Source organism: Sphingopyxis microcysteis, from assembly GCF_012274265.1.
GTDB classification, from domain to species: Bacteria; Pseudomonadota; Alphaproteobacteria; order Sphingomonadales; family Sphingomonadaceae; genus Sphingopyxis; species Sphingopyxis microcysteis.
Window position 1 is genome coordinate 1304822 of sequence record NZ_JAANYY010000002.1, and the last position, 22948, is coordinate 1327769.

9 protein-coding genes are annotated in these 22948 nt (G+C 64.3%); 8 read left to right on the forward strand and 1 reads right to left on the reverse strand.

The genetic code is table 11. The features are described 5' to 3' along the window. Positions 1–1188 carry a helix-turn-helix transcriptional regulator gene (locus tag G9408_RS06280; RefSeq protein WP_168453137.1) on the reverse strand — a complete coding sequence of 396 codons (1188 nt, stop codon included), beginning with the start codon at positions 1186–1188 and terminating at the stop codon, positions 1–3. Between the two features lie 376 nt (positions 1189–1564). Between G9408_RS06280 and G9408_RS06285 the strand changes: the two genes are divergently transcribed. From G9408_RS06285 to G9408_RS06320, 8 genes are all read left to right on the forward strand, one after another. Continuing rightward, the gene (locus G9408_RS06285; RefSeq protein ID WP_168453138.1) at positions 1565–3136 is read left to right on the forward strand and encodes a TolC family protein; all 1572 of its coding nucleotides are present in this window, start codon (positions 1565–1567) and stop codon (positions 3134–3136) included. 281 nt (positions 3137–3417) lie between these two features. After that, positions 3418–5607 (forward strand): calcium-binding protein, encoded by a 2190-nt coding sequence (locus G9408_RS06290; protein ID WP_168453139.1) that lies wholly within the window; start codon positions 3418–3420, stop codon positions 5605–5607. A 462-nt stretch (positions 5608–6069) separates the two neighbouring features. After that, positions 6070–7056, forward strand: a complete 987-nt coding sequence (locus G9408_RS06295; RefSeq protein ID WP_168453140.1) for a M23 family metallopeptidase — start codon at positions 6070–6072, stop codon at positions 7054–7056. A gap of 468 nt (positions 7057–7524) precedes the next feature. Next, a complete protein-coding gene (locus G9408_RS06300; protein WP_168453141.1) occupies positions 7525–16908 on the forward strand; it encodes a DUF5801 repeats-in-toxin domain-containing protein in 9384 nt (3127 codons plus the stop codon). 100 nt (positions 16909–17008) lie between these two features. After that, positions 17009–18406, forward strand: a complete 1398-nt coding sequence (locus G9408_RS06305; RefSeq protein ID WP_120216692.1) for a TolC family outer membrane protein — start codon at positions 17009–17011, stop codon at positions 18404–18406. After that, positions 18403–20589, forward strand: coding sequence for a type I secretion system permease/ATPase (locus tag G9408_RS06310; RefSeq protein ID WP_168453142.1), 2187 nt, complete (start codon positions 18403–18405; stop codon positions 20587–20589). Before G9408_RS06305 ends, G9408_RS06310 begins: the two co-directional genes overlap by 4 nt. Continuing rightward, positions 20586–21647: a cell wall hydrolase gene (locus tag G9408_RS06315; RefSeq protein WP_168453143.1), complete on the forward strand. Its 1062-nt coding sequence runs from the start codon at positions 20586–20588 to the stop codon at positions 21645–21647. The genes G9408_RS06310 and G9408_RS06315 overlap by 4 nt, the downstream gene beginning before the upstream one ends. Then, complete coding sequence (locus G9408_RS06320) at positions 21644–22921, forward strand: HlyD family type I secretion periplasmic adaptor subunit (RefSeq protein ID WP_120216695.1); 1278 nt, start codon at positions 21644–21646, stop codon at positions 22919–22921. The genes G9408_RS06315 and G9408_RS06320 overlap by 4 nt, the downstream gene beginning before the upstream one ends. Positions 22922–22948 lie beyond the last annotated feature (27 nt).

A 22948-nucleotide genomic window follows, 5' to 3' on the forward strand; every position in this document is an offset into this window, starting at 1 on the left:
TTATCGTCCCAGTTGCGCAGAGCTATCCGCAGCGTTGAGCGGCAGCACCAATCCCGAGATCAATCCGGCCAGTTCCATCTGGCGGTGAACCCCCAGCTTCGCGCGGACGCGCTTCAAATAGGTGCGCGCGGTTTCCTCTGACAGGCCGCACCCTTCCGCCGCATTGCACAGGCTGCTCGATTTCAGGAAATGCCCCAGAAACCGCTGCTCGGACGGAAGCAAGCCGAGGGCTTCGAGCAGCGAGGTCGGCGCATCGACCTTGCCCGGCCCCATGATGATGACCATGGCACAGCGCGTCATGCTGTCCCCGGTGCGCGATTTGGCCGAGATGACATAGGCGAGGCGCCATTCGCCATCGCGGCAATCGAGCCGGAAAACATCTTCGACCGGCGCGTCGGGCGCCGCGGTGGCGGCGCGGCGGATGCTCTCGCGCAGCTGTTTGGCCTGTGCCGGATCGGCGGCGACGATCGCGCCGTCGGCGGCGCGGATCAGCCATTTTCGTTGTTCAACCAGTCCGGTCGCGGCACTGTTCAGGAACAAGGGCTGCGCGTCGGCCGACAACAGCGCCATCGCCATCGATACCCGGTCGAACATTCCCTCCAGCATGGCGGAACGCTGCGACTGCTGCGCCAGCTGCGCCACGCCGGTCGCCGATTCGGCGAGCAGCGGCGCGATCAGTTGCAGCGATGCGGCATCGCGATCGCTGAAATGTTCCCCGCCGCCCTCGCGAAAGAACAGCGCGCGAATGACTTTGCCCTCGCGCTTCATCTGGATCGCGATGCCATTGTGGAGCGGGCTGTCGGCGTCCGCATCGACGGGGCCGTTCGTCGCACCGAAGAGGGCGCCCGAAAATTGGAAATGATGCACCGGCTGCTCACCAATTCGTACCCAGACGTCTTCCACCATCGCCAGCAGGCGCCGGGTGGCAGCGGCATCGCCGCGCACCTGGTCAAAACCGATCAAAAATGCGTGGCGTTGATGCCCGACGCCCGGCAAGGTGACGGTCAAAATCGCCGATGCGACATCAAATTGTGCCAGATAATCATGCCAAAGCCGCCGGGTGTTGGCGGCGACATCGATCGACAGCGGATGGTCCGCCATGACGTCATGATTTTCGCTTTCCGACACCCCCTCAAACAAATGGGCATCGTCGCGGATTGATTCTGCATACTGCGTCGAAAATTCCATTGTCGCAGACATTATGGCCCCCAAAAAACATCGTCCCCGAAGCGAGGCCAACCTCGCAACGGGCGTTTCACGCGCGACCATGATGTCTGGCGCAATGCTCTGGTTACGGGCCAGAACGCACGCACCCACCGGGATCGGCTGAAGCCCTTTTTTCCCGGCGTTGGCTGTCGATTGATGCGAATCTCTCGATAGCGTCGCCTGCCGTGACGGATGCTGGCGACGGGCTTTGTCTATTTCGATTCGGCGGATTGAGTCTATTACCCCCTCGGACATATCCGTTAGAGTAGTTTCCCGTTCCGCCACCGCACATTACTCTTTGGTAACTACAAAAATGAGGGGTCGGCACTCGAATCTGTGATGATTCAGGAGGGGTGACGTGCGGAAATCATGGACTTTTTGGGCGAGCGCCCTTGGCGCGCCGGCCGCCGTCGCGGCGTTCGCGTTCGCCGCGACTCCGCTGCTGGCGCAATCGGCGTCGCCCGCCGCCGCGCCGGCGAGCACGATGGCCGCGCTCGCGCGTCAGATCGTCATCTCCAACCCCGAGATCGCGGCGCAGCGCCATCAGGTCCGGGTGGCGGCGGCGCGACTCCAGGCGGCAGAGGCAGGCTATCTGCCAACCATCGAAGCGAACGGTGCGGTCCAACGGCGCGAGATCGACATCAAGAATGGGAGCAGCACGAACGACGCGCGATATACCGCCGGACAGGCGGGGATCGAGGCACGTCTCCGCTTCTACGACGGCGACCGCACGTATAACGGCGTCAAAATCGCCAAGGCCGAACTGGAAGCGACGAGCGCGGGGCTGGACGCGATCACGTCGGACATCCTGCTGGAGCTGCTGACCAGCGCCGCGGACGTCCAGCTCAATCGCAAGATCCTGCAATTCACCGAAGCACAGACCGAAGCGATCGGAGAGCAGCTGCGCGCGACGTCGCGTCGGCTGGAATTTGGCGAGGCCACCCGTACCGATGAGGAACTGGCGCGCGCGCGGCTCGCGACCTCGCAGGCCGGGGTGCTTGCCGCAACCGAAGAATTGGGCGTCAACGGACATCGGTTTCGCAATGTCAGCGGCCAGTCGGGAACGATGGTTCCGCCGCTGCCGCCGCTCGCGCCGGTTCCTTCGTCACTTGCCGCCGCACAAAAGATTGCACAGGACGCCGCGCCGCGGCTCCGCGCGGCGCGGCTGAATGCCCAGGCGGGCAAGTCGGCGGTGCATTTCGCGACCGGCGCCTTGCTGCCCCAGCTCAATGCCGTGACCGGCTATGACTATCTGACCGGCGGCGCGACGAACACTTTCACGGGCAAATATCCCGACGATCGTTCTTCGCTCTATTATGGGCTGGAACTGCGCGTGCCGATTTTCCTCCCGCGCGACCATGCCGAGGTGCGCCGCGCCCGCGCCGTCCGCGATCAGCGTCTCTCGCAAACCGATATGGCAGTGCGGACGGTAGCCGAGGAGGTGGCGAGCGCCTGGACCCGCTGGCAATCGGCAAAGAGCACGATCGCGGCGGCTGAAACGGCAGTGGCCGCCACCCAGGAAGCGGCAGAGGGCATCAAGAAGGAAGCGGTCGGCGGCAATCGCACCCTGACCGACGTGCTGAACGCGCAGAATGAACTGTTGAACGCCCGCGTGACCCTCGAGCGCGCGCATCGCAACGAATTCGTCGCCCGCGCAAGCTTGCTCGCGGCGACCGGTCAGCTCAACGCCCAGGCGATTCTCGATGGCCGGTGCTGCGGCGCCGACACGAGCGAGCGCCCGATGATGTCCGCGCTCGGCCGCCCCCGCTTGACCGAGGTTGGCAAAGCGATTGTCGATCCCGCAACGGCACCTCGCCCGCAGATGTCATCGCTGGGCCAGACGCCCGATAGCACCCCCGCCGACGCGGGTGCGCCCGCAGGCAGTTCGGGGCGTCCCGCCAGCTCTGCGCTCGGCCGCAAACTTAACTAGCAAGCAAGTTTTCTTTCTGGACTGTTCTGTTTCGGCAATCCCCGAAACGGCGGAAATCCGTGCATTTTCGAAAGCTGACGGCTTCTACGCGCCGTCGACCTGCCCCAAAATGAACCACTTCATAAAATTATCCGCCATGTCCCCAAGCAGGAATGTCCGGTCCCCCTGCCCCGCCATATCCCATTGTCATGGCCTCGAGTTTTCGGGGTCATTGGGGGGATGAGCAAGCCGAGTCGGCGATCACGCATCCCTTGCGACCCATGAAAGAAGAGGATAGCGAAATGCCTACAGTAGGACCTTCTAGCGCACCGAATAGCGCAAAGCTGCCCACCTCGCGCGGGCAAGTACTTGGGACGAATTCGGTCGACTTCATCGACCTGAATGCGATCACCTCGACCGCTGCGCTGCCGTATAACGCACGCGGCAACGGCGGCAACGACACCATCTATGGCAACAACTTCGACAACGATCTGTATGGCGATGCGGGCGACGACAATGTCATCGGCCGCAGCGGCAATGATCGCGTCGATGGTGGTGCCGGCAACGACACGCTGATCGGCGACCAAGCGTCGTTCGTCGTCGTCGGCCCCGGCAACGTCGTCTATACCGGCGATGACAATGGCGGCGCGGACGGTAACGACACGTTGCTTGGCGGTGCCGGCAACGACACGGCCTGGGGTGGCGGCGGAAACGACTTCATCCGCGGCGACGCCGGCAACGACACGCTCAACGGCCAATCGGGCGATGACCGTATCGAAGGCAGCGCGGGCGACGACGTCATCGACGGCGGCACCGGCAACGACAATCTGTTCGGTGGCACCGAAACCGACGTGATTGCTGGTGGTGACGGCGACGATTATATCGAAGGCGGTACCAACACCAACGGCGTCGATCAGATCAACGGCGGTGACGGCAATGATGTGATCTTTGGCGACAATGGCGTGGGTCGCAAGGCCGACGGCGATTTTGCTTATAACCAGAGCAATTATAATCGCGGGAATGGCCATGCCGACAACATCTTTGCCGGTGCTGGCGACGACCAGGTCTTTGGCCAGGGCGGTAACGACGTCATTGACGGCTGGACGGGTGACGACCTGCTTTGGGGTGACGACGGCAACGACGTCATTCTGGGTTGGACCGGCAGCGATGCGCTTGACGGTGGCGAAGGCGACGACGCGCTGTACGGCGAGGATGGCGATGATGAGCTCAGCGGCGATGCCGGGAATGACCTCATCCGCGGCGGCGCCGGCTTTGACTTTGTTCAGGGCGGTGCTGACGACGATGACATCGGCGGCGGCGACGACGACGATACGCTGAACGGCAACGACGGCGACGATCTGGTCCACGGCGACGCGGGCAATGATCTGATCTGGGGCCAAAGCGGCGACGACGAGCTGTATGGCGATGACGGCGACGACGTGATCCGCGGTAACGGGGATCCCTTCTTCGATCCGCTCGACCCGACCAACACCGATGCCGACTTCATCTCGGGCGGCAACGGCAACGACACCATCAACGGTGACGAAGGCAACGACGTTCTCCAGGGCAATGACGGCAATGACCTGATTGCTGGTGACGCGGGCAACGACAACATTGATGGCGGCGACGGTGACGACAATCTGTCGGGTAACGATGGAGCCGACGTCGTCGCAGGCGGTGACGGCAACGACCTCATTCAGGGCAACAACGGCGCCGACAATCTGTCGGGTAACGACGGCGATGACCTGATCTATGGTGGTGCCGGCAACGACACCATCAACGGCAATGACGGCGACGACCAGCTTGCTGGTGACGCTGGCAACGACACCATGTTCGGTGGCGCCGGTGACGACATCATGTATGGTGACACGCTGTACGAAAACCTGGGCAATCCGGGCGGCGGCAACGACACCATGTCGGGTGGCGACGGCAACGACTATATGTCGGGCGGCTTCGGCAACGACGTGATGAACGGCGATGACGGCGACGACAGCATCCGGGGCGACACCGGCAATGACACCATCAACGGTGGCCTTGGCGATGACAATCTGGAAGGTGAACAAGGCAACGACACCATCACTGGTGGCGAAGGCGACGACCATATGTCGGGTGGCGCGGGCAAGGATCTGTTCCTGTTCGACTCGACCGACGCTTCGCCGGGCTTTGGCTTCGACGTCATCGGTGCGCCGTTCAGCCTGGGATCGGGCCGCGACTTCAACCTCGCGAACCGTGATACCCTGGTGTTCGACGTTGACGCTGGCTTCGATCCGGCGAACGACATGTTCGTCATCACCGGCGACTGGGACGGTCAGGGCGATGCGCTCGACGTGTTCGTCTTCACTGCCGCCGGCGCTGTCCTGATCGAAGACTTCTGGGAAGGCGCTTCGGCTCCGATCGCGGCGCTCGCTGCACTCGGTGCCTATGACTCGGTTGCCGCGATCAACGCGTACAGCCAGGGCAATGCGTCCTATGACATGATCACGTTCGTCTGAGGACAAGGCTTCGTACGGGGAGCCACTCCTCGACGGACCTCTGCTAACTGGAGGGCAGGCCGCGGCCTGCCCTCCTTTTTATGTTCCGGAGCCAGGATATTTTCCCGGCGCTGCAACCAAATAGCAGCTCGCCGGTGGCCAATTTTTGAAATGTCCCCATCAGGGAATGGCAGGAAACCGCGCTTTCCGCCAATTTTGACACAAGGATGACGGGCAAGAATCATCCGGACGATGCCTGCTTTAGCCAAGCAGGTCTGCAGAGATTGGGTGTAATAAAAGTAGGAATCCTGCCGACGACCCGGGGGCAATTTCGCCTCACGACAATTGGCAGAGTTTATAGTTCGGCCAGCTCCCGCTGGCTAGCCGTGTCCGCCGCCACGCCCCCTGGCGGCGGCCGGCGTCGAAATTCCATCGATCGTCACTTTTGCGCCGCGAACGCCTGTCCGCAACAAGAGCCCGACCATGATGCACGCGTTCCACCTCTCCTTCGCGCTGGCCATCGCTGCGTTGCAGCCCCCGCTACCGGACGGCGCCCCTGCCCTTGGTTTTCCCGTCGAGTGTGTCGTCGGCGAATCCTGCCTGATCCAGAAACTGGTCGACCACGACCCGGGACCGGGTCGCCGCGACTATCGCTGCGGGCTGCTGACGACGAACGGGCATGATGGGGTGGATATTCGTTTGCGCACCATGGCCGACATGCGCACCGGCTTTGCGGTCGTCGCCGCAGCGCCGGGAACGGTGCTCCGCACGCGCGACGGCGAACCCGTCCGCAGCGTCGAGGATCGGGCCGTCCTGGATGGCAAGGATGCGGGCAACGCCGTCGTGATCGACCATGGCGACGGCTGGCAGACGCAGTATAGCCACCTGCGCCAGGGCAGCATCAGCGTTCGTCCCGGGCAGCGCGTCGGCAGTGGCGAGCGGATCGGGCTGATCGGCCTGTCGGGCAATAGCGAGTTTCCGCACCTCCATTTCACCGTTCGCCATCGCGGCGAGGCCGTCGATCCGTTCGTTGGCGGCGCGGTCCCCGCCCCTTGCAACGTCGAAGCCCGCCCGGCGGGTCTCTGGACAGCGGCGGCGGCGCGTTCGCTTGGCTACGCGCCGACGGCGGTGATCGCAGGCGGCCTCGCCTCCACCGTCCCGCCCAAGGCCGTTGCCGACCGCGATCCGCCGCCGGGGCTGGGCGGGCGGCAGGCGCCGCTGATCCTGTGGGTCGATACGATCGGCGCGCGTGCCGGCGACCGTCAGCACTTCTCGATCGCCGGACCCGACGGGCAAATCGTTCATGACCAGCAATCGCTGGTCGAAGGCGGCGGGCTCAGCTGGTTTGCCTATAGTGGCAAACGTGCCCCACCGACGGGATGGCCGGGGGGCCGCTATACCGGACGATATCTGCTAAAACGCGACGGCGCGACGGTCGCGACGATCGAAACGTCAGAAACGATAAAATAAGGTTAAATTAACAACGAAACCAAGAATCAGCTTTTTCCAGAAAAATGCAAATTATTGGTTTATGTGATGATTTATATATTTCTAAGAATTGAATACGGTATCAAACATGCATCACATATGAAAGGCATCATATTCAATTTGCGACAGTTGCGATTGCCAAATTTACAAATAATAGGAATTTTAACGAAAAATTAACTCATAAGATAGTGTTATTATACAAAGGTATAGGTGCCCATACCGAAAATTGCCATTGCAGAATCACCCCCCGAGGTTTGTATTTCCGGGGTCAGTGACAAGGCACGGGCACAGGTCGCCAAAGAGAACCCAGCACGATCACAAGAGCTTGCATTGCTGCTCTGCGCGACATCCGGCGCGGAAATGCAGTGCCGTTCGCCCGTTTCCGCAGCGGCCCCGTACAGGTCGCTGCCGCATGACCAGCGAACATCGAAGTGCAGGGGGCATTAGGCGATGGAATTGAAGCGGAATGACCAGGTCGGCGAAATCGCCACCATAGCACGCGCCATTCCGCCCGGTGCGACCCCCATCCTGCCTGTCGACGGTGTCATCCAGTTGCCGCCCGGAACGCGGCTCGACGCGATCAAGCTGTCGGGCAACGACTTGCTGGTCACCCTGCCCGACGGGCAAGTGCTGGTGATCGTCGATGGCGCGCTGCGCATCCCGCAGATCAAGGTCGGCCCGATCAATATCCCGGCGCCCACCGTCGCGGCGCTGATCGCCGATCAGGAACCCGAGCCCGCGGCTGGCCGTCCGCAAAGTTCGGGCGGCAATTTCGCCCAGACGCCGGGCGACATTGGCGACCCCTTTGCGCTCGGCAACCTGCTGCCGCCGACCGAGTTCGGCTTTCCGAAAATTCTCGACCTTGAAGTCATTCCGAACGCACCGGACGACAAGCCCAAGATCCTGATCACCACGCCCGACCAGCAGGTCGGCGTCACCGCCGCGACCGCCGTGGTCTCTGAAGCGGCCTTGGCCGCGCGCGGCGCGGAACCCGCCGGGACAGACCCCGCATCACCGCGCGAATCGACCAGCGGCACGATCCAGATCACGGCGCTCGACCAACCGGTCGTCGTTGCGGTGAATGGCACCGTCGTCACCACGGTCGGACAGGTCATTACGACCCCGCTGGGCCAGGTGACCATCACCAGCATCACCCCGGGGCTGATCGGCTACAGCTACACGCTGACCGACAACAGCACCAACCCGACCGCCACCGAAATCGTGACGATCACCGTCACCGACAAAGACGGCGACATCGGTACGGCGACGTTGACGCTGACCATCGAAGACGACGCGCCGATCGCTCGGCCCGATATTGACGACACATTGCCGGGCAGCAACGCACCGCAGGGCGGCAATGTCATCACCGGTGCCGGCACCGCCACGGGTGCGGCAGGTGCCGACTCGCCCGGCGCCGACGGCGCGCTGATCACCGGCGTGCGCAGCGCCGCCGCCACCGATTTCAGCCCGACCGGGACGCCCGTACAGGGCCAATATGGCCGGCTGGTGATCGCCCCCGACGGCACCTATGCCTATGTCCGGTCGGCGGGAACGCCGGGCGGCGTCGAAGATGTCTTCACCTATCGGCTGACGGATGGCGACGGCGATGTCACGACCGCGACGCTGACGATCCGGATCGGCGACAGCGCACCCAGCCTGATCCTGCCCGGTGCAGGCGACGACGGCACCTTTGTCGACGAGGCCGGCCTGCCCGAACGCAACGGCGAAAGCCCCGGCTCGCGGGAGGGTGACGGTTCCGATTTCACGTCGGGGGTGATCCAGTTTGCGGCGGGTGACGGGCCCGCGACCATCACCATCAATGGCGTTGCGATTACCGAAGAGGGCCAGGAAATCGAGCTGGCCAACGGCACCTTCTACATCATCGCGATCAACCCCGACTCGATCGAATATTTCTTCTGGCTGACCGACAACACGCTGGGCGACAATATGTCGCAATTGATCACCGTCGGCATCACCGACCTGGACGGCGATACCGTATCGGCGAGTTTCGAGATCGACATCATCGACGATGTTCCCGAAGCCGTCGCCGATTTCGACAGCATCCCTGCGGGTACCTTTGGCCCCGCCACCGGCAATGTCATCACCGACGCCGAAAATGACGGTGGACGCGATTTCCCCGGTGCCGACGGCGCAACCGTGTCGTCGGTTTCGGGCAGCGGTGCCCCCGTCGCAGCGGGTACCCCGGTCGCGGGGCTGTACGGTGTCCTGACGCTGAACAGCGATGGCAGCTACAGCTATGTGCGCAATCCCGGCACCCCGGGCGGCGTTTTCGACACCTTTACCTATCGACTGACCGACGGCGACGGCGACACGTCCACCGCAACGCTGCGGATTGCGATCGGCGATGGCGGCGTCACCCTGTCGCTTCCGACGGGCAACGACGACGGCCAGCAGGTGTCCGAGGCGGGCCTGCCGACCGGATCGGCGCCGGGCAGCGGCGCCAATACCACCGAAGGGTCGATCACCTTTGCCGCGACCGATGGCGTCAGCACGGTGCGGATCAATGGCGAGACGATCACGGCGGTCGGCCAGACGATCGCGGGCGAGTTCGGCACGCTCACCATCACCGGCATCACGGCGACCTCGATCGAGTATAGCTACACATTGACCGAGGTGACCAGCGGCGACGATGTCATGGAGAATTTCGGCGTCGTGGTCACCGACCTCGACGGCGACGCCGCCAGCGGCACGCTGAGCATCGTGGTCGAGGATGACGTCCCGACCGCGATCGACGATCTGGACTCGCTGCAATCGGGCGTCACCAGCACCGCTGACGGGAATGTCCTGACGGGCATTGGCGGCGTCGATGCCAACGACAGCGACGGTGAAGCCGATGTCGAGGGTGCGGACGGCGCCAGCGTTACCGCCATCGCGTTCGGCGGCGAAAGCGGCGACATCAACGGCTTTACGTTTGGCGCCTATGGCACGCTGCAGATCGCCGCGGACGGCAGCTATCGCTACACGCTCGACCCCGAGAACCCGGACGTCGCCGGACTCGACGGTGACGACGAGCTGACCGAGACGTTCGAATATGTGATCACCGACGCCGACGGCGACGAAGCGACCGCCACGCTGACCGTGATCATCCGCGGCCGCGACGACATCGTGACGATCAACGGATTGAACCCCGATGGCGCCGAAGCCACGGTGTCGGAAGCCAATCTGGCCGACGGGTCGGCGCCCGACAGCGACGCGCTGCTCCAGCTCGGCAGCTTTACCTTCAGCGCCGCCGATGGCGTCGCCGCGATCACGCTGGCGGGCGAGACGATCGTCGCGGGGCTGGTGATCACCACCGACCTGGGCATCCTGACGATCACTGATTTCGAACCGGTGTTCGATGCGGCGGGCGATGTCGTCGGCGGGACGATCAGCTACAGCTATGAACTCATCGACAACAGCCTGTTGCACAGCGGCCCGACCGACGCCGCGCTGACCGAAAGCTTTGCGATCGAGATCACCGACAGCGATGGCACTGTCGCCGCGGCAACGCTCGACGTCCTGATTCAGGACGACAATCCGGCGGCGGAAGCTGACGAGGGCGACGTCGGTGAAGGCCAGACGCTGGAAGTCGATGCGGCAAGCGGGCTGCTCGCCAACGACATTCCGGGTGCCGATGGCGGCGAAATCCTGGGCGTGCGCGCGGCAGGCGACAATCTGTCGGCGCCAGCGATCAGTGGGGTCGGCGCGGTCATCGTTGGTCTGTATGGTCAGCTGACGGTCGCCGCCGACGGCAGCTATGCCTATGTCGCCAATGCGAACATCGTCCCGCCCGACGGCGTCGAGGATGTCTTTGTCTATACACTGGTCGACGGCGACGGCGACCGCTCGACAACCACGTTGACCATTCGCCTGAGCGACGCCGGGCTGTCCGCCGAGGCGGTCCAGTTGCAGGTCAACGAAGCCGCGCTTGCCACCGGCAGCAATCCGGACAGCGATGCGGAAACGGTGTTGGGCGATCTCAACGACAATGTCGCGGGGGGCACTGGTCCGCTGGAATTCAGCCTGGTTGGCAATGGCGTGGGTACGCATGGCACCTTCACGCTCAATCCCGACGGCACCTATTTCTACACGCTGACCAGCACGGTGGACGGGGTGACCGCCAACAATGGCACCAACCTTGTCGCCGCGGTCGAAACCTTCACCTACAATGTCACCGACGCATTCGGGAACGTCACCCAAAATGTCATCGTCATCGACGTGATCGACGATGTCCCGGTCGCGCGGTCGGCCCCGTCGATTACCGTCGCCGAAGACGCGCCGGCGATCACGGGCAATCTGCTGACCAACGACACGCAGGGTGCCGACGGGGCAACGGTGACGTCGGTGACGATCGGCAGCACCGTCGTGGCGGTCGCTGCAGCCGGCATTACCAGTTTCACCAACGCCAACGGCACCTACACATTTCAGGCCAACGGTGCCTGGAGCTTTGACCCGGTGCCGCAAATCAGCGTGTTCCCGATCCACGCCGATTTCACTTACACGATCACCGACGGTGACGGCGACCAGTCGTCGGCGGTGCAGCAAATCCGCCTTGCCGACGGCAGCCTGCCAACCGCGAGCGGCCCGATCCAGCTGACCGTCGACGACCAGCATCTCGAAAGCGGTTCGACGCCGTCGCCGATGCAGCCAGTCACGTCGAGCGGCAACATCGTGTTCACACCGGGGTCCGATGCCATCGCCTCGATCGGCTTTGGCGACATTTCGACACTCGACGGTGGGCTCAGCTGGACGCTGGAATCCGACAACCAGATCATCGGCTGGGACGCCGACGAGAATCCGGTGGTCGTGATCGACCTCAGCCTGTCGGGCAACGTCGCGACGGTGACCGTCACGCTGCAATATAATTACGATCTGCATCCCGATACGACGATCGACGATCTGGTCGATCTGGGATCGATCGAGGTGGTGGCGACCGACGCCGATGGCGATCAGGTCGCGGGTACGGTCAATATTTCGGTATCGGACGACGTGCCGTCGATTACGGCCTTGTCGCCGACCGCAGGGCTGCTGACGGTCGATGAGACCAACCTCGCGATGAATGCAACCGCCAATTTCGCCAGCCTGTTCAACATCGTTATCGGCGCCGATCAGGACGGCAGCAGCGTCAGCTATACCTTCGAGGTGACAACGGCCACCGGGCTGGTCGACGTCGCCACCGGGTCGAAGATCATCCTGCAGGCGATCGGTAACGTCGTCGAGGGACGGCTGCAGGATTCGCCGTCGACGGTCGCGTTCCGGCTGACCGTCGCCTCCAACGGACAGGCTACGCTCGACCAGATCCGCGCGATCCGTCACCCCGATGCCACCAACCCCGACGATCCGGTAACCTTGTCGCCGACGATCATCCGGCTGACCGCGACGGTGACCGACGGCGACGGTGACCAGGCATCGGCGCTGGTCGCGATCGGCAGCACGCTGGTGTTCAGGGATGACGGCCCGTCGATCGACGCAACCAACGCCGATACCAACAGCATCACCTTGACGACGCAGGATGCCGATACGCGCGGCAGCGCGCTCGACGTCGCGACCGCCAATTTTTCGGCGGCCTTTTCGACTTCGCTGGTCAATTTCGGCGCCGATGGTCCCGCGGATGCGGGCGCGGTCACCTGGACCTATTCCCTTGCGCTGGGCTCGGCGGCCGCGACCTCCGCCCTGACCAGCAACGGCGTGCCGGTCACGCTGGCCCTTGTCTCCGGCGAGATCGTCGGCAGCGCGGCCGGCACGCCCATTTTCTCCATCGCCGTGAACGCCGCCACCGGCGTCGTCACGCTGACCCAATTTGCCGAGATCGACCATCCGTTGCCGGGATCTTCCAGCAACTATGCCGCCCAGCTCGTCGAGCTGGCGGCCAATCTGGTCGAGCTGCGCGGCACCGCGACGATCGTCGATCGCGACGGTGACAGCGTGTCGGATACCGTTGCCGTCGATCTGGGCGGGAATATCCGCTTTGCCGACGACGGCCCGTCGATCACCGCTGGCGGCACCGGCTCGACGCTGACCGTCGACGAAAGCGACTTTGCGACCGATGCGACCGTCAATCTGTCGGGGCTGTTTAACGCCACCACCGATTTCGGTGCCGATGGTCCGGGTTTTGTCACCTATGAATTGGGTGTCACCGCCGGAGCGAGCGGCCTGATCGACTCGCTCACCGGTGAGCCGGTTATCCTGTCGATCGAGGGCGGCGTGATCTTTGGCCGCACATCGACGCACGAGGTGTTCCGCATCTCGGTGGCCCCGGGCGGCCTGGTCACCTTTGACCAGTCGCGCGCGATCATGCACACGCCCGACAGCGGCCCCGATCAGACGAAATTCCTCTCGGGAAGCAATCTGATCACGCTGACCGCCATCGCGACCGACGGCGACGGCGACACGGCGCGCGCGACGGCCGACATTACCGGGCAGTTCGCGATCCGCGACGATGCGCCGCAGGCGGTGCACGACGAGGACAATGTGTCGCGCGACGGCGAGATTTTTGCCGACGGCAACGTGCTGACCGGAATCGGCGGCACCGATGTCAACGGCATGGACGGATCGCCCGACAATGGGGGGGCCGACGGCGGGCTGATCGTGATCGGCGTCGCATTCGGGGCGACGACGGGAACAATCGGCGCTGCCCTCGCGGGAGACTATGGTTCGATCGTGATCGCCGCCGATGGCAGCTATCGCTATGATCTCGACCCCAATGACCCGGCGGTCATCGCGCTCAATTCCAGCGAGACGCTGACCGATACGTTCCAGTACACGGTGCGCGACGCCGACGGCGATACGTCGATCGCGACGATCACCATCTCGATCACCGGTGCCAATGATTTCCCGATCGCGCGTGCCGATACCAATTGGGTGCTCGACGGCGTCAGCGGTTCGGACCCCAGCGCGTCGGGCAATGTGCTGCAGGACATCGCGCATCCCGGCGCGCCGTTTGGCAGCTTTGCCGACGTTGCCGACAACGACCCCGATCTGGAGGCGATCACCGTTACCTCGGCGGGCACCTATGTCGGCCTTTACGGCACGCTCGTCATCAACGCCGACGGCAGCTACACCTATACGCTCGACGAGGATAAACCCGTCGTCAACGCGCTGGACAGCGGCCAGACGCTGACCGAAAGCTTTGCCTATACGATCAGTGACGGATCGCTTTCGGTCGGATCGACGCTGACGATCACGGTGTTCGGCACCAACGACGCGCCGACGATCGGTACCGCGATCGCGCGGATTTCCGAAGAAGGCCTGCCGAACGGTTTGCCCGATACGGCGCCGAATGCGACGCTCGATACGACCAACAGCGCGACGTTCAGCGGTACGCTCGCGATCGGCGACGCCGACGCGAGCGAGACGTTGACCGCGACGCTCGGCAACCCCGGCGCGGTCCTGACCGCAGGCGGCGTCCCGGTCACCTGGGTCGGGATCGGCACCGGAACCCTGATCGGTTCGGTCGGCGGATCGGAGGTCATCCGCGTCACGCTCGCGTCGAACGGCGCCTACACTGTCACGCTGTCGCGCGCCGTCGATCACCCGACCGTCGCGCTGGAAGACCTGAAGGACTTCTTCGTCCCGGTGTCGGTATCCGACGGCACGACGACGACGACCAATGCGTCGGCAATCCAGATCGTGATCGAGGATGACGCGCCGACCGCCACCGGCGAAACCGGATCGTCGTCGCAGCCGATGCAGGATGTGAACACGCTCTTCATCCTCGATTTCAGCGACAGCATCGACGACAGCGAATTGAACATCATGCTGGAGGCGGTCCAGGGCGCGCTCGCGCAGCTCGACACCGCAGCATCGGGGGCGCTCACGATCAAGTTCGTGATCTTCTCGTCGGGCTCGTTTGCTTCGGAAGCTTTCTCGACGGCGGCCGAGGCGAACGCCTACCTCGACTCGCTCAACCCGGCTGCGGGCGGCGAACGCCCGTCGCAGGACGACATCGGGTTCAACACCAACTATACCGGCGCGATCCAGACCGCGCTGGCCAACTTCAGCGCCATCCCCGGCGCAAGCAACCAGGTGTTTTTCCTGAGCGACGGCAACCCGAACCAGCAGACGCAGTTTGGTGGCATCCCGCCGATGGTCACCAATTCGCTGACCGCCGCGACGGCAACGGCGTGGAACAATTTCGTCGACAACAACAATGTCAACGTCACCGCAATCGGCATCGACAACAATCCGTTGCAACCGCTCAACATCCAGCGACTGCGCGACGTCGACCTGAACGCGGCGCCGAACAACGAACCAATTCTGGTCGATGATTTCGAAGATCTGGTGGCGACCTTGCTGTCGGTGATCGTCCCGTCGGCGGTGTCGGGCGATCTCGACGCGAATGATTTCTTTGGCGCCGATGGCGGACGCCTGCTTTCGATCACCATCGGTTCGACCACCTATACCTGGGATGGCGCGTCCAGCATCGCGGTGTCGAGCGGCGGCAGCATTGCGGGAACGACGCTGAATGCGATCACCACACCGATGGGCGGAACGCTCACGCTGAACTTCGCGACGGGCCAGTATAATTACCAGCCGCCGAGCCCGATCACGGTGACCGCGACCGAAGTGTTCAACTATGTCATCACCGACCGCGATGGCGACACCGCGACCGCGAACCTGTCGGTGACCATCACCGCGCTCGCACCGCCGATCGCGGTCGATCTGGACGGCGACGGGGTCGAGTTCGTGTCGAACGCCGCCGGGGTCAGCTTTGACTATAATGGCGACGGCTTCGCCGAAACCACCGCCTGGGTCAGCGCCGACGACGGCCTGCTGGCGATCGACAAAAATGGCGATGGCAAGGTCAACAACGGCGCCGAGCTGGTGTTCGGCGGCGCGGGCCTGTCCGATCTGCAAGGTCTTGCCGCCGCCTATGACAGCAATGGCGATGGCAAGCTCGACGCTGCCGACGCCGATTTCGCAAAATTCGGAATCTGGCAGGATGCCAACAGCAACGGCGTGACCGACGCCGGCGAATTCCGATCGCTGATCAGCGAAGGCATCATCAGCATTTCGCTGACCTCTGACGGAAAGGCCTATACCGCCGCCGATGGACAGGTGCAGGTCAAGGGTGAAGCGCTCTACACCCGCGCCGACGGCACCACGGGCAAGCTTGCCGACGCGGCTTTCGCGACCAATTTTGCCGACCAGCAACGGATCGCCGCGACCAATGGCGCCGCGGGCGTTTCGACCGCGATGCTGGTGGCCGGGCTGGCCGCAGCAACACCGCTGGCAGCCCGTCCCCCCGCGACGCCCGACGGCGACAACGCCGTTGCGAACCAGCAGGTCGGGGTATCGAGCGAAGCCGCCGCGCAATCGGATGCCCTGCCCGCTGCCAAGGCCGACGGACTGGTCCACGAATATTTCTCCGGCCCGGCGACCGCTCGCATCGAGCCTGAAAATACCCAGCGGCAGATGGATGAGGATGATCGCCGCGAAGCGCAGAGCGACCCCGCCGACAGCGCGGCGCCCGACCCAAGCTATTCGGAGCTGCTTGCCGGGACCGAGGTCGACCTGCCGCCCGAACCCGCAACGGCAACCGCCGCGAGCGACCAGATGCAGATGGCGCTACCGCCGCAGACCGTCACCGACCCGGCCGCCGCGCAGCTGGACACCATCGTCGCCGCCGCGCTGGAAGGACCGCAAGTCGAACTCGACGCGTTGCTCGGTCCGGCGACGCCAGCCGAACCGGTGCTGGCCCGCATCATGCTGGGCGACGGCGGAACGATCGGCGGGATCGGCGATAGCGCAGCGGGTCATTCGTTCATCGCCGACCTCGCGCAGCAGCATGTCGTGGTGCAGCTCGAACAAATGGCGTCGGCCGGACACGCCTGAAACACCGGCGGAAAGGCCGAACATTACGAAACACCGGCGCAGGTGAAAGATCACGCAGAAGGATCTTCGACTTCGACCGGATAAAAGCAGGGGACTGAAAATGCCGAAACTTCGTACCGCAGCCTTGTTGCTCACCGCCGTCGCGCTCGTTGCTACGCACGATGCCGGCTGGACCCAGCGGATCGAACTGAAAACCGCGGTGGAAACCGCGGTCCAGACCAACCCCGAGATCAATCAGGCGGTCGAGAACAAGACCGCGATCGAGTTTGAGCGCGAACAGGCGCAGCGGCTGTTCGCCCCGCGCATCTCGGTTGAAGGGTCGGTCGGTATTCGGCGTCTCGAGAACAGCACCCGCCGCGCACTCGGTATCGCCGACAACGAGCTCTATCCGATGGAGGGTTCGCTAAGCGTCGAACAAACGCTGTTCGACGGCGGCGTTCGGCGCAACGAGGTGCGGCGCCAGGCCGCACGGACCGACGGCGCCGCGTTCCGTGTCGAGGAGCGCTCGCAGTTCATCGCGCTCCAGGTCACGCGCCAATATCTCGACTATCTGTTGCAGCAGCGGATCGTCGCGGCGTCCGAGGACAATATCGATTTCCACAGCAAGCTGGTCACCGACCTGCGCGAAGGCGTAGCCAAGGGGTCGCTGAGCATCGCCGACCAGCAGCAAGCCGAGGAGCGCCAGCAGGCCGCCCGGGCGCGGGTGACCGAAGCCAATCTCGACCTTGTCAACACCTCGGCCTCGTTCCGTACCCTGACCGGGCTCGATCTGGTCGACGGCGCCGCATTGCCGCCCTCGCTTGCAGGCAGCATTCCGGCGACGCTCGAGGATGCGCTGGCCCGCGCCCGCGAGCGCAACCCGCGCGTGCGCGAAGCGCAGGCGGACCTCGACGCCGCCCATTCGCTCGTTCGCAAGGCGAAGGCCGAAATGTCTCCAACGCTGGCGCTGGAAGGCAATGCGCGGATCGGCGACGACATCGACGGCTTCCGCGGCGAGACCAATGACCTGCGCGCCGGACTGGTGCTGCGCTGGGACATTTTCAACGGCGGCCTCAAGCGGTCGAAGGTGCAGGAGATGCACCGGCGCGAAAAGGAAGCGCGTTATCGGATGGATCAGATGATCCGTGAAGCCGAAGAGGATGTGCGCGTCGCGTGGAACACCTGGGACGCGCAGGGCAAGCTGGTGAAGGAGTTGGAGGAGCAGAGCCGGGTTTCGGACGAATTGCTGCGCTCGTATCGCGCCCAGTTCAACGTCGGGCGTCGCTCGCTGCTCGACGTGCTCGACGCACAAAACACCCGCTACAACGTCCAGGTTCGCACCGAGACGGCAAAATTCGCGCAATTCTATTCCGAATTCAAACTGCTTGCCGCGCTCAACGACCTGCTCGCGGCAATGGATGTCCAGCCGCCTGCTGCGGCCGCGGCCACCGCGCGCGAACGGTTCAAGGTCGGGCCGACCCCGGAAATGAATCCTGAAGCGATGCGGGATCCCACATGAACTATCCGGCCGACGCCCGCGGGGCGCGGCGGTCGCGCCAGCCCTCCCCCGCCACGGGTTTTGAAGCATGGCGCAGCACCCCGGCGCAGGGCGACGAATTGCTCGATGCCGTGGCGGCCATCGCGGCGCTGTTCGAACGTCCCTTTTCTGACCTGCGCGTCAAAAAGGGGCTCGCGCTCGACGACGACGGCCTGGTGCCGCTCGATCAGCTCGATCACGCCCTCGACGCCGTTGGCCTCCGCTGCCACCTGGTGCGGCGTCCACTCGCGGCGTGGAATGCGCAGGATGTTCCCGCCATCCTGCTGCTGGACGAAGAACGACCGCTGGTCCTGACCGCGATGGACGATGACAGCTGTTGGGTGCGCTTGCCGGGTGCGCGCAGCGACCTGCAAATCGATCGCCGCCTGCTCGACGCCGCCTATTCGGGACAGGGCGTCATCGTCCGCCATGACCCCGCCAGCGAAACGGCGCGCGAACGTCCGTGGGATGAAGCCACGAAACAGCATTGGTTCTGGAGCGAGGTGTGGAAGGAGCGCAGCCAATATGGCTATGTGATGTTCGCATCGCTGCTGATCAATCTGCTCGCCTTTGCGATGCCGTTGTTCACGATGAATGTGTACGACCGCATCATTCCCAACAAGGCGGCGGCCAGCCTCTGGATGCTCGCGCTGGGTGCGCTGTTCGCCATTGCGGTCGAATATGGGCTGCGGCTGGCACGCACCGGGCTGATCGACGAGGTCGGGCGCGGCATCGACGCGCGCCTGTCGCAGCGGCTGCTGGACAAGGTGCTGAACCTGCCGCTGGCGACCCAGCGCGGCAGCACCGGAGCGCTCGCGCGGCGCGTGACCGACTATGAACAGGTTCGCGATTTTTTTGCCTCGACCACCATCGTCCTGATTACCGACATCCTGTTCCTTGCGGTGTTCGTCGCGCTGATCGCGGTGCTTGGCGGCTGGCTGGCGGTGATCCCGATCGTCGCGATGACCGTCATGCTCGCGATGGGCTGGGTTTTGCAGCGCCGGATGAGCGCCGCGGTCGCCGACGCACAGGTCGACGCCAGCATGTTGCAGACGACGCTCGTCGAAACGATCGGCAGCCTCGAAACCGTCAAGGCGTGCCGTGCCGAGGGACGGATGCTCGGCAAATGGCGGCGGCTGTCGGCATCCAATGCCTATACGCAGGAAGAAATGCGCAAGCTGACCGCGACCGCGGTCAACCTGGCGACGCTGTGCCAGCAGGCGACCGGTGTCGCGCTGATCATCGGCGGTTTCTACCTGTTCAATGCCGGCAGCATTTCGATGGGGGCGATCATCGCGATCGTCATGCTGGCCAGCCGTTCGCTCGCCCCGGTCGGCCAGCTCGCCTTTCTGATGACGCGCGGACGGCAGGCGTTTGTCACGCTGAACAGCCTGCAACAGCTGATGGATCAGGATGACGAGCGCGACAAGGGCAGCCGTTCGATCACCCCCGAGATCCGCGACGGGCGGCTGCAGTTCGACCATGTCAGCTTTCGCTATCCCGATACCGACCGGGAATCGCTCGCCGATGTCAGCCTGATAATCGAACCCGGCGAACGCGTCGGCCTGATCGGCCGTGTCGCGTCGGGCAAATCGACACTCGGCCGCGTGCTGTGCGGCCTGTATGATCCCACCAGCGGCAGCTACCGGATCGATGGGCTGGAAAGCCGCCAATATGATCCGCACGACCTGCGCTCGACGCTGCGTTTCGTCGGCCAGGATACCGAGCTGTTCAGCGGGACGGTGCGCGAAAATCTGATGGTCGGTGCCAGCGATGCGGACGACGCGGCGATCATCGACGCGGTTCGCCGGTCGGGTGCCGACGAATTCCTGGGCCGCGACACGGCGGGGTTCGATTTTCATATCGGCGAACGCGGGGCGCGCCTGTCGGGCGGGCAACGCAGCTTTCTGGTCCTCGCCCGGGCGCTGATGACCCCGGCACATCTGTTGTTCCTCGACGAGCCGACCGGCGCGATGGACAGCCAGACCGAAAAGCATTTCGTCGACCGGCTGCACGCGGCGATTCCCTCGACGCAGACACTGGTCATCGCGACGCACCGGATGACCGTGCTCGGCTTGGTCGACCGGCTGATCGTCATGGATAATGGCCGGATCGTCGCCGACGGGCCGCGCGACGAAATCCTTGCCCAGCGAGCCGCGTCATGACCGCCGCGACCGCCCGGCGATATGGCACGGTCGCCCAGGACGACAACCGCCGCACCATCATGTGGCTGGTCATCATGGCCGTGGTGGTCACTCTGCTGACCTCGCGGACGATGTGGGCGCATGTGGCCGACTTTGTCGGCGGCGACGTTCCCGAAACCGGCTACAGCCGCCCCGACGCGCCGGTAATTACCGATCCCGAAATGGTGCGGCTCATCAAGCTGACCGAAGATCCTGCGGCGACGCCGATCCAGGCGCCAGAAACCGCGATGACGCGCAATCAGGCGATCCCTTTCTCCACCGGCCCGGTGGCGTCGGCGCGGCCGTTCCATCCGGTGACGGTCGATCAAAGGGCGGCGCTGACGGCGCTGCGCTGCCTGACCCAAGCGGTTTATTTCGAGGCGGCTTATGAACCGATTGCCGGGCGGCGGGCGGTGGCGCAGGTCGTCATCAACCGCGCGCTGCACCCTGCTTTTCCAAAATCGATCTGCGGCGTCGTCTATCAGGGCGTCAATCGCCCGGTGTGCCAGTTCAGCTTCACCTGCGACGGGTCGCTCAATCGGCGCCCCAACCCGGCGAAATGGCAAGAGGCCGAGGATGTCGCGCGCGCCGCGCTCGCGGGCTATGTCGAACCTTCGGTCGGTCATGCGACCCACTATCACGCCAATTATGTATCGCCCTATTGGGCGCCGAAGCTGGTCAAGATCGCGCAGCTGGGTGCGCATATCTTTTATCGCTGGCCCGGCAAATGGGGCACGCCGGGGGCGTTTTCGGGTCGCTACAGCGGCGTCGAAGCGATCCCGACGATCCTGGCGCGCAGCGCGGTGGTGCGGCAGCGCGATGGCGGCGACGGGCAAGGCCTGATCCAGGCATCGTCGGGCAATACGCTGGAAGCTCTGCAGGATCGCCGCGCCGACAACGACGCCGGTGGTCGGCTCGACCCGTCGCTGGGCTGGGAATTGGCGATCCCCGAACCCGAAGAAACCAGCCGCGCCTCGCGCATGATGGCGCGCCAGCAAGGCGGCGAGTTTGACGTCGCCACAAAGGAGAGCGGAAAATGATCAGATCGCGGCCCTATGTCGGCACGCGCCGGATCATCCTGGCGTCCGGGGTCGGGATGTTCGTCTTCGTCAGCTGGGCCAGCTTTGCGCAGGTCGATGAAGTCACCCGCGGGCAGGGGCGGGTTATCCCGTCGAGCAAGGCGCAGATCGTCCAGTCCGCCGAACCGGCAACGATTTTGGACATTGTCGTGCGATCGGGGCAAGCGGTTCGCAAGGGCCAGTTGCTGGTCCGCCTTGATGACACTGAATCCTCGTCGCAGCTCGGCCAGATCGAAGCCGAAAACCGCTCGCTGGCGGCGCGTGCCGCGCGGCTGGGGCGCGAAGGCAATGGCGGGGCGGCGGCCGACTGCACCCCCAACGCGAGCGGCGTCAGGCCCGCCGAATGCAGCCAGGAAGCCGATTTGCAATCGGTGCGCGCCGCGACCCAGCGCAGCCGCCGGATGGCGCTCAATGCTGCGGTCGAGCAGCGACGCCGCGATTATGGCGAGGCGCAGGCCACGATCGCCTCGCTGCGCTCCAGCCTGTCGCTGGCGCAGAATCAGGTCGACCTGCTCGCGCCGCTCGCCGCCAAATCGATCGTCCCGCAGACCGAGTTGCTCAACGCCCAGCGTGAGGTGACCGAGGTGCGCGGCAAGCTCGCCGCCGCCGAACAGGCCGCGTCGCGCGCCGCCGCGGCGATCAGCGAAGCGCAGGCGCAGGTATCCGCCGCCGGGTTGGAGTTCCGTCAGGAGGCGCTCGACGAACGCAACCAGATCGTCGCCAAGATGGCGGTCAATTCGGAATCGCTGCGCGGTGCCGCGGGGCGTCAGCAGCGCAGCGAGATCCGCTCGCCCGCCAACGGCATCGTCAACGACGTTCAGGTCACCACGGTGGGCGGCTTCGTGCAGGCGGGGCAAAAGATCATGCAGGTCGTCCCGGTCGGCGACAAATTGCTGGTCGAGGCGCGTGTCGCACCGCGCGACATCGCTTTCATCAAGGTCAACGACCGCGCCAATGTGAAAGTCACGGCGTATGATTTTGCGGTCTATGGCGGCCTGTCGGGGCGTGTCGTGCAGATTTCGCCCGACAGCCTGTACGACGAAGCCACCAAGGAAGCCTATTTCACCGTCGTGGTCGAAACCGACGTCGCCTATCTGAAAAATGGCCGTCGCCAGTTACCGATCACGCCGGGGATGGTGTGCGACGTCGAGGTGCTGACGGGCAAGAAGAGCATCTTGAGCTATTTGTTCAAGCCGTTCCTGCGCGCCCGTTCGGAAGCATTTACCGAACGCTGAGCGCGCTCGAGGCGGCCCAAAAAAAGG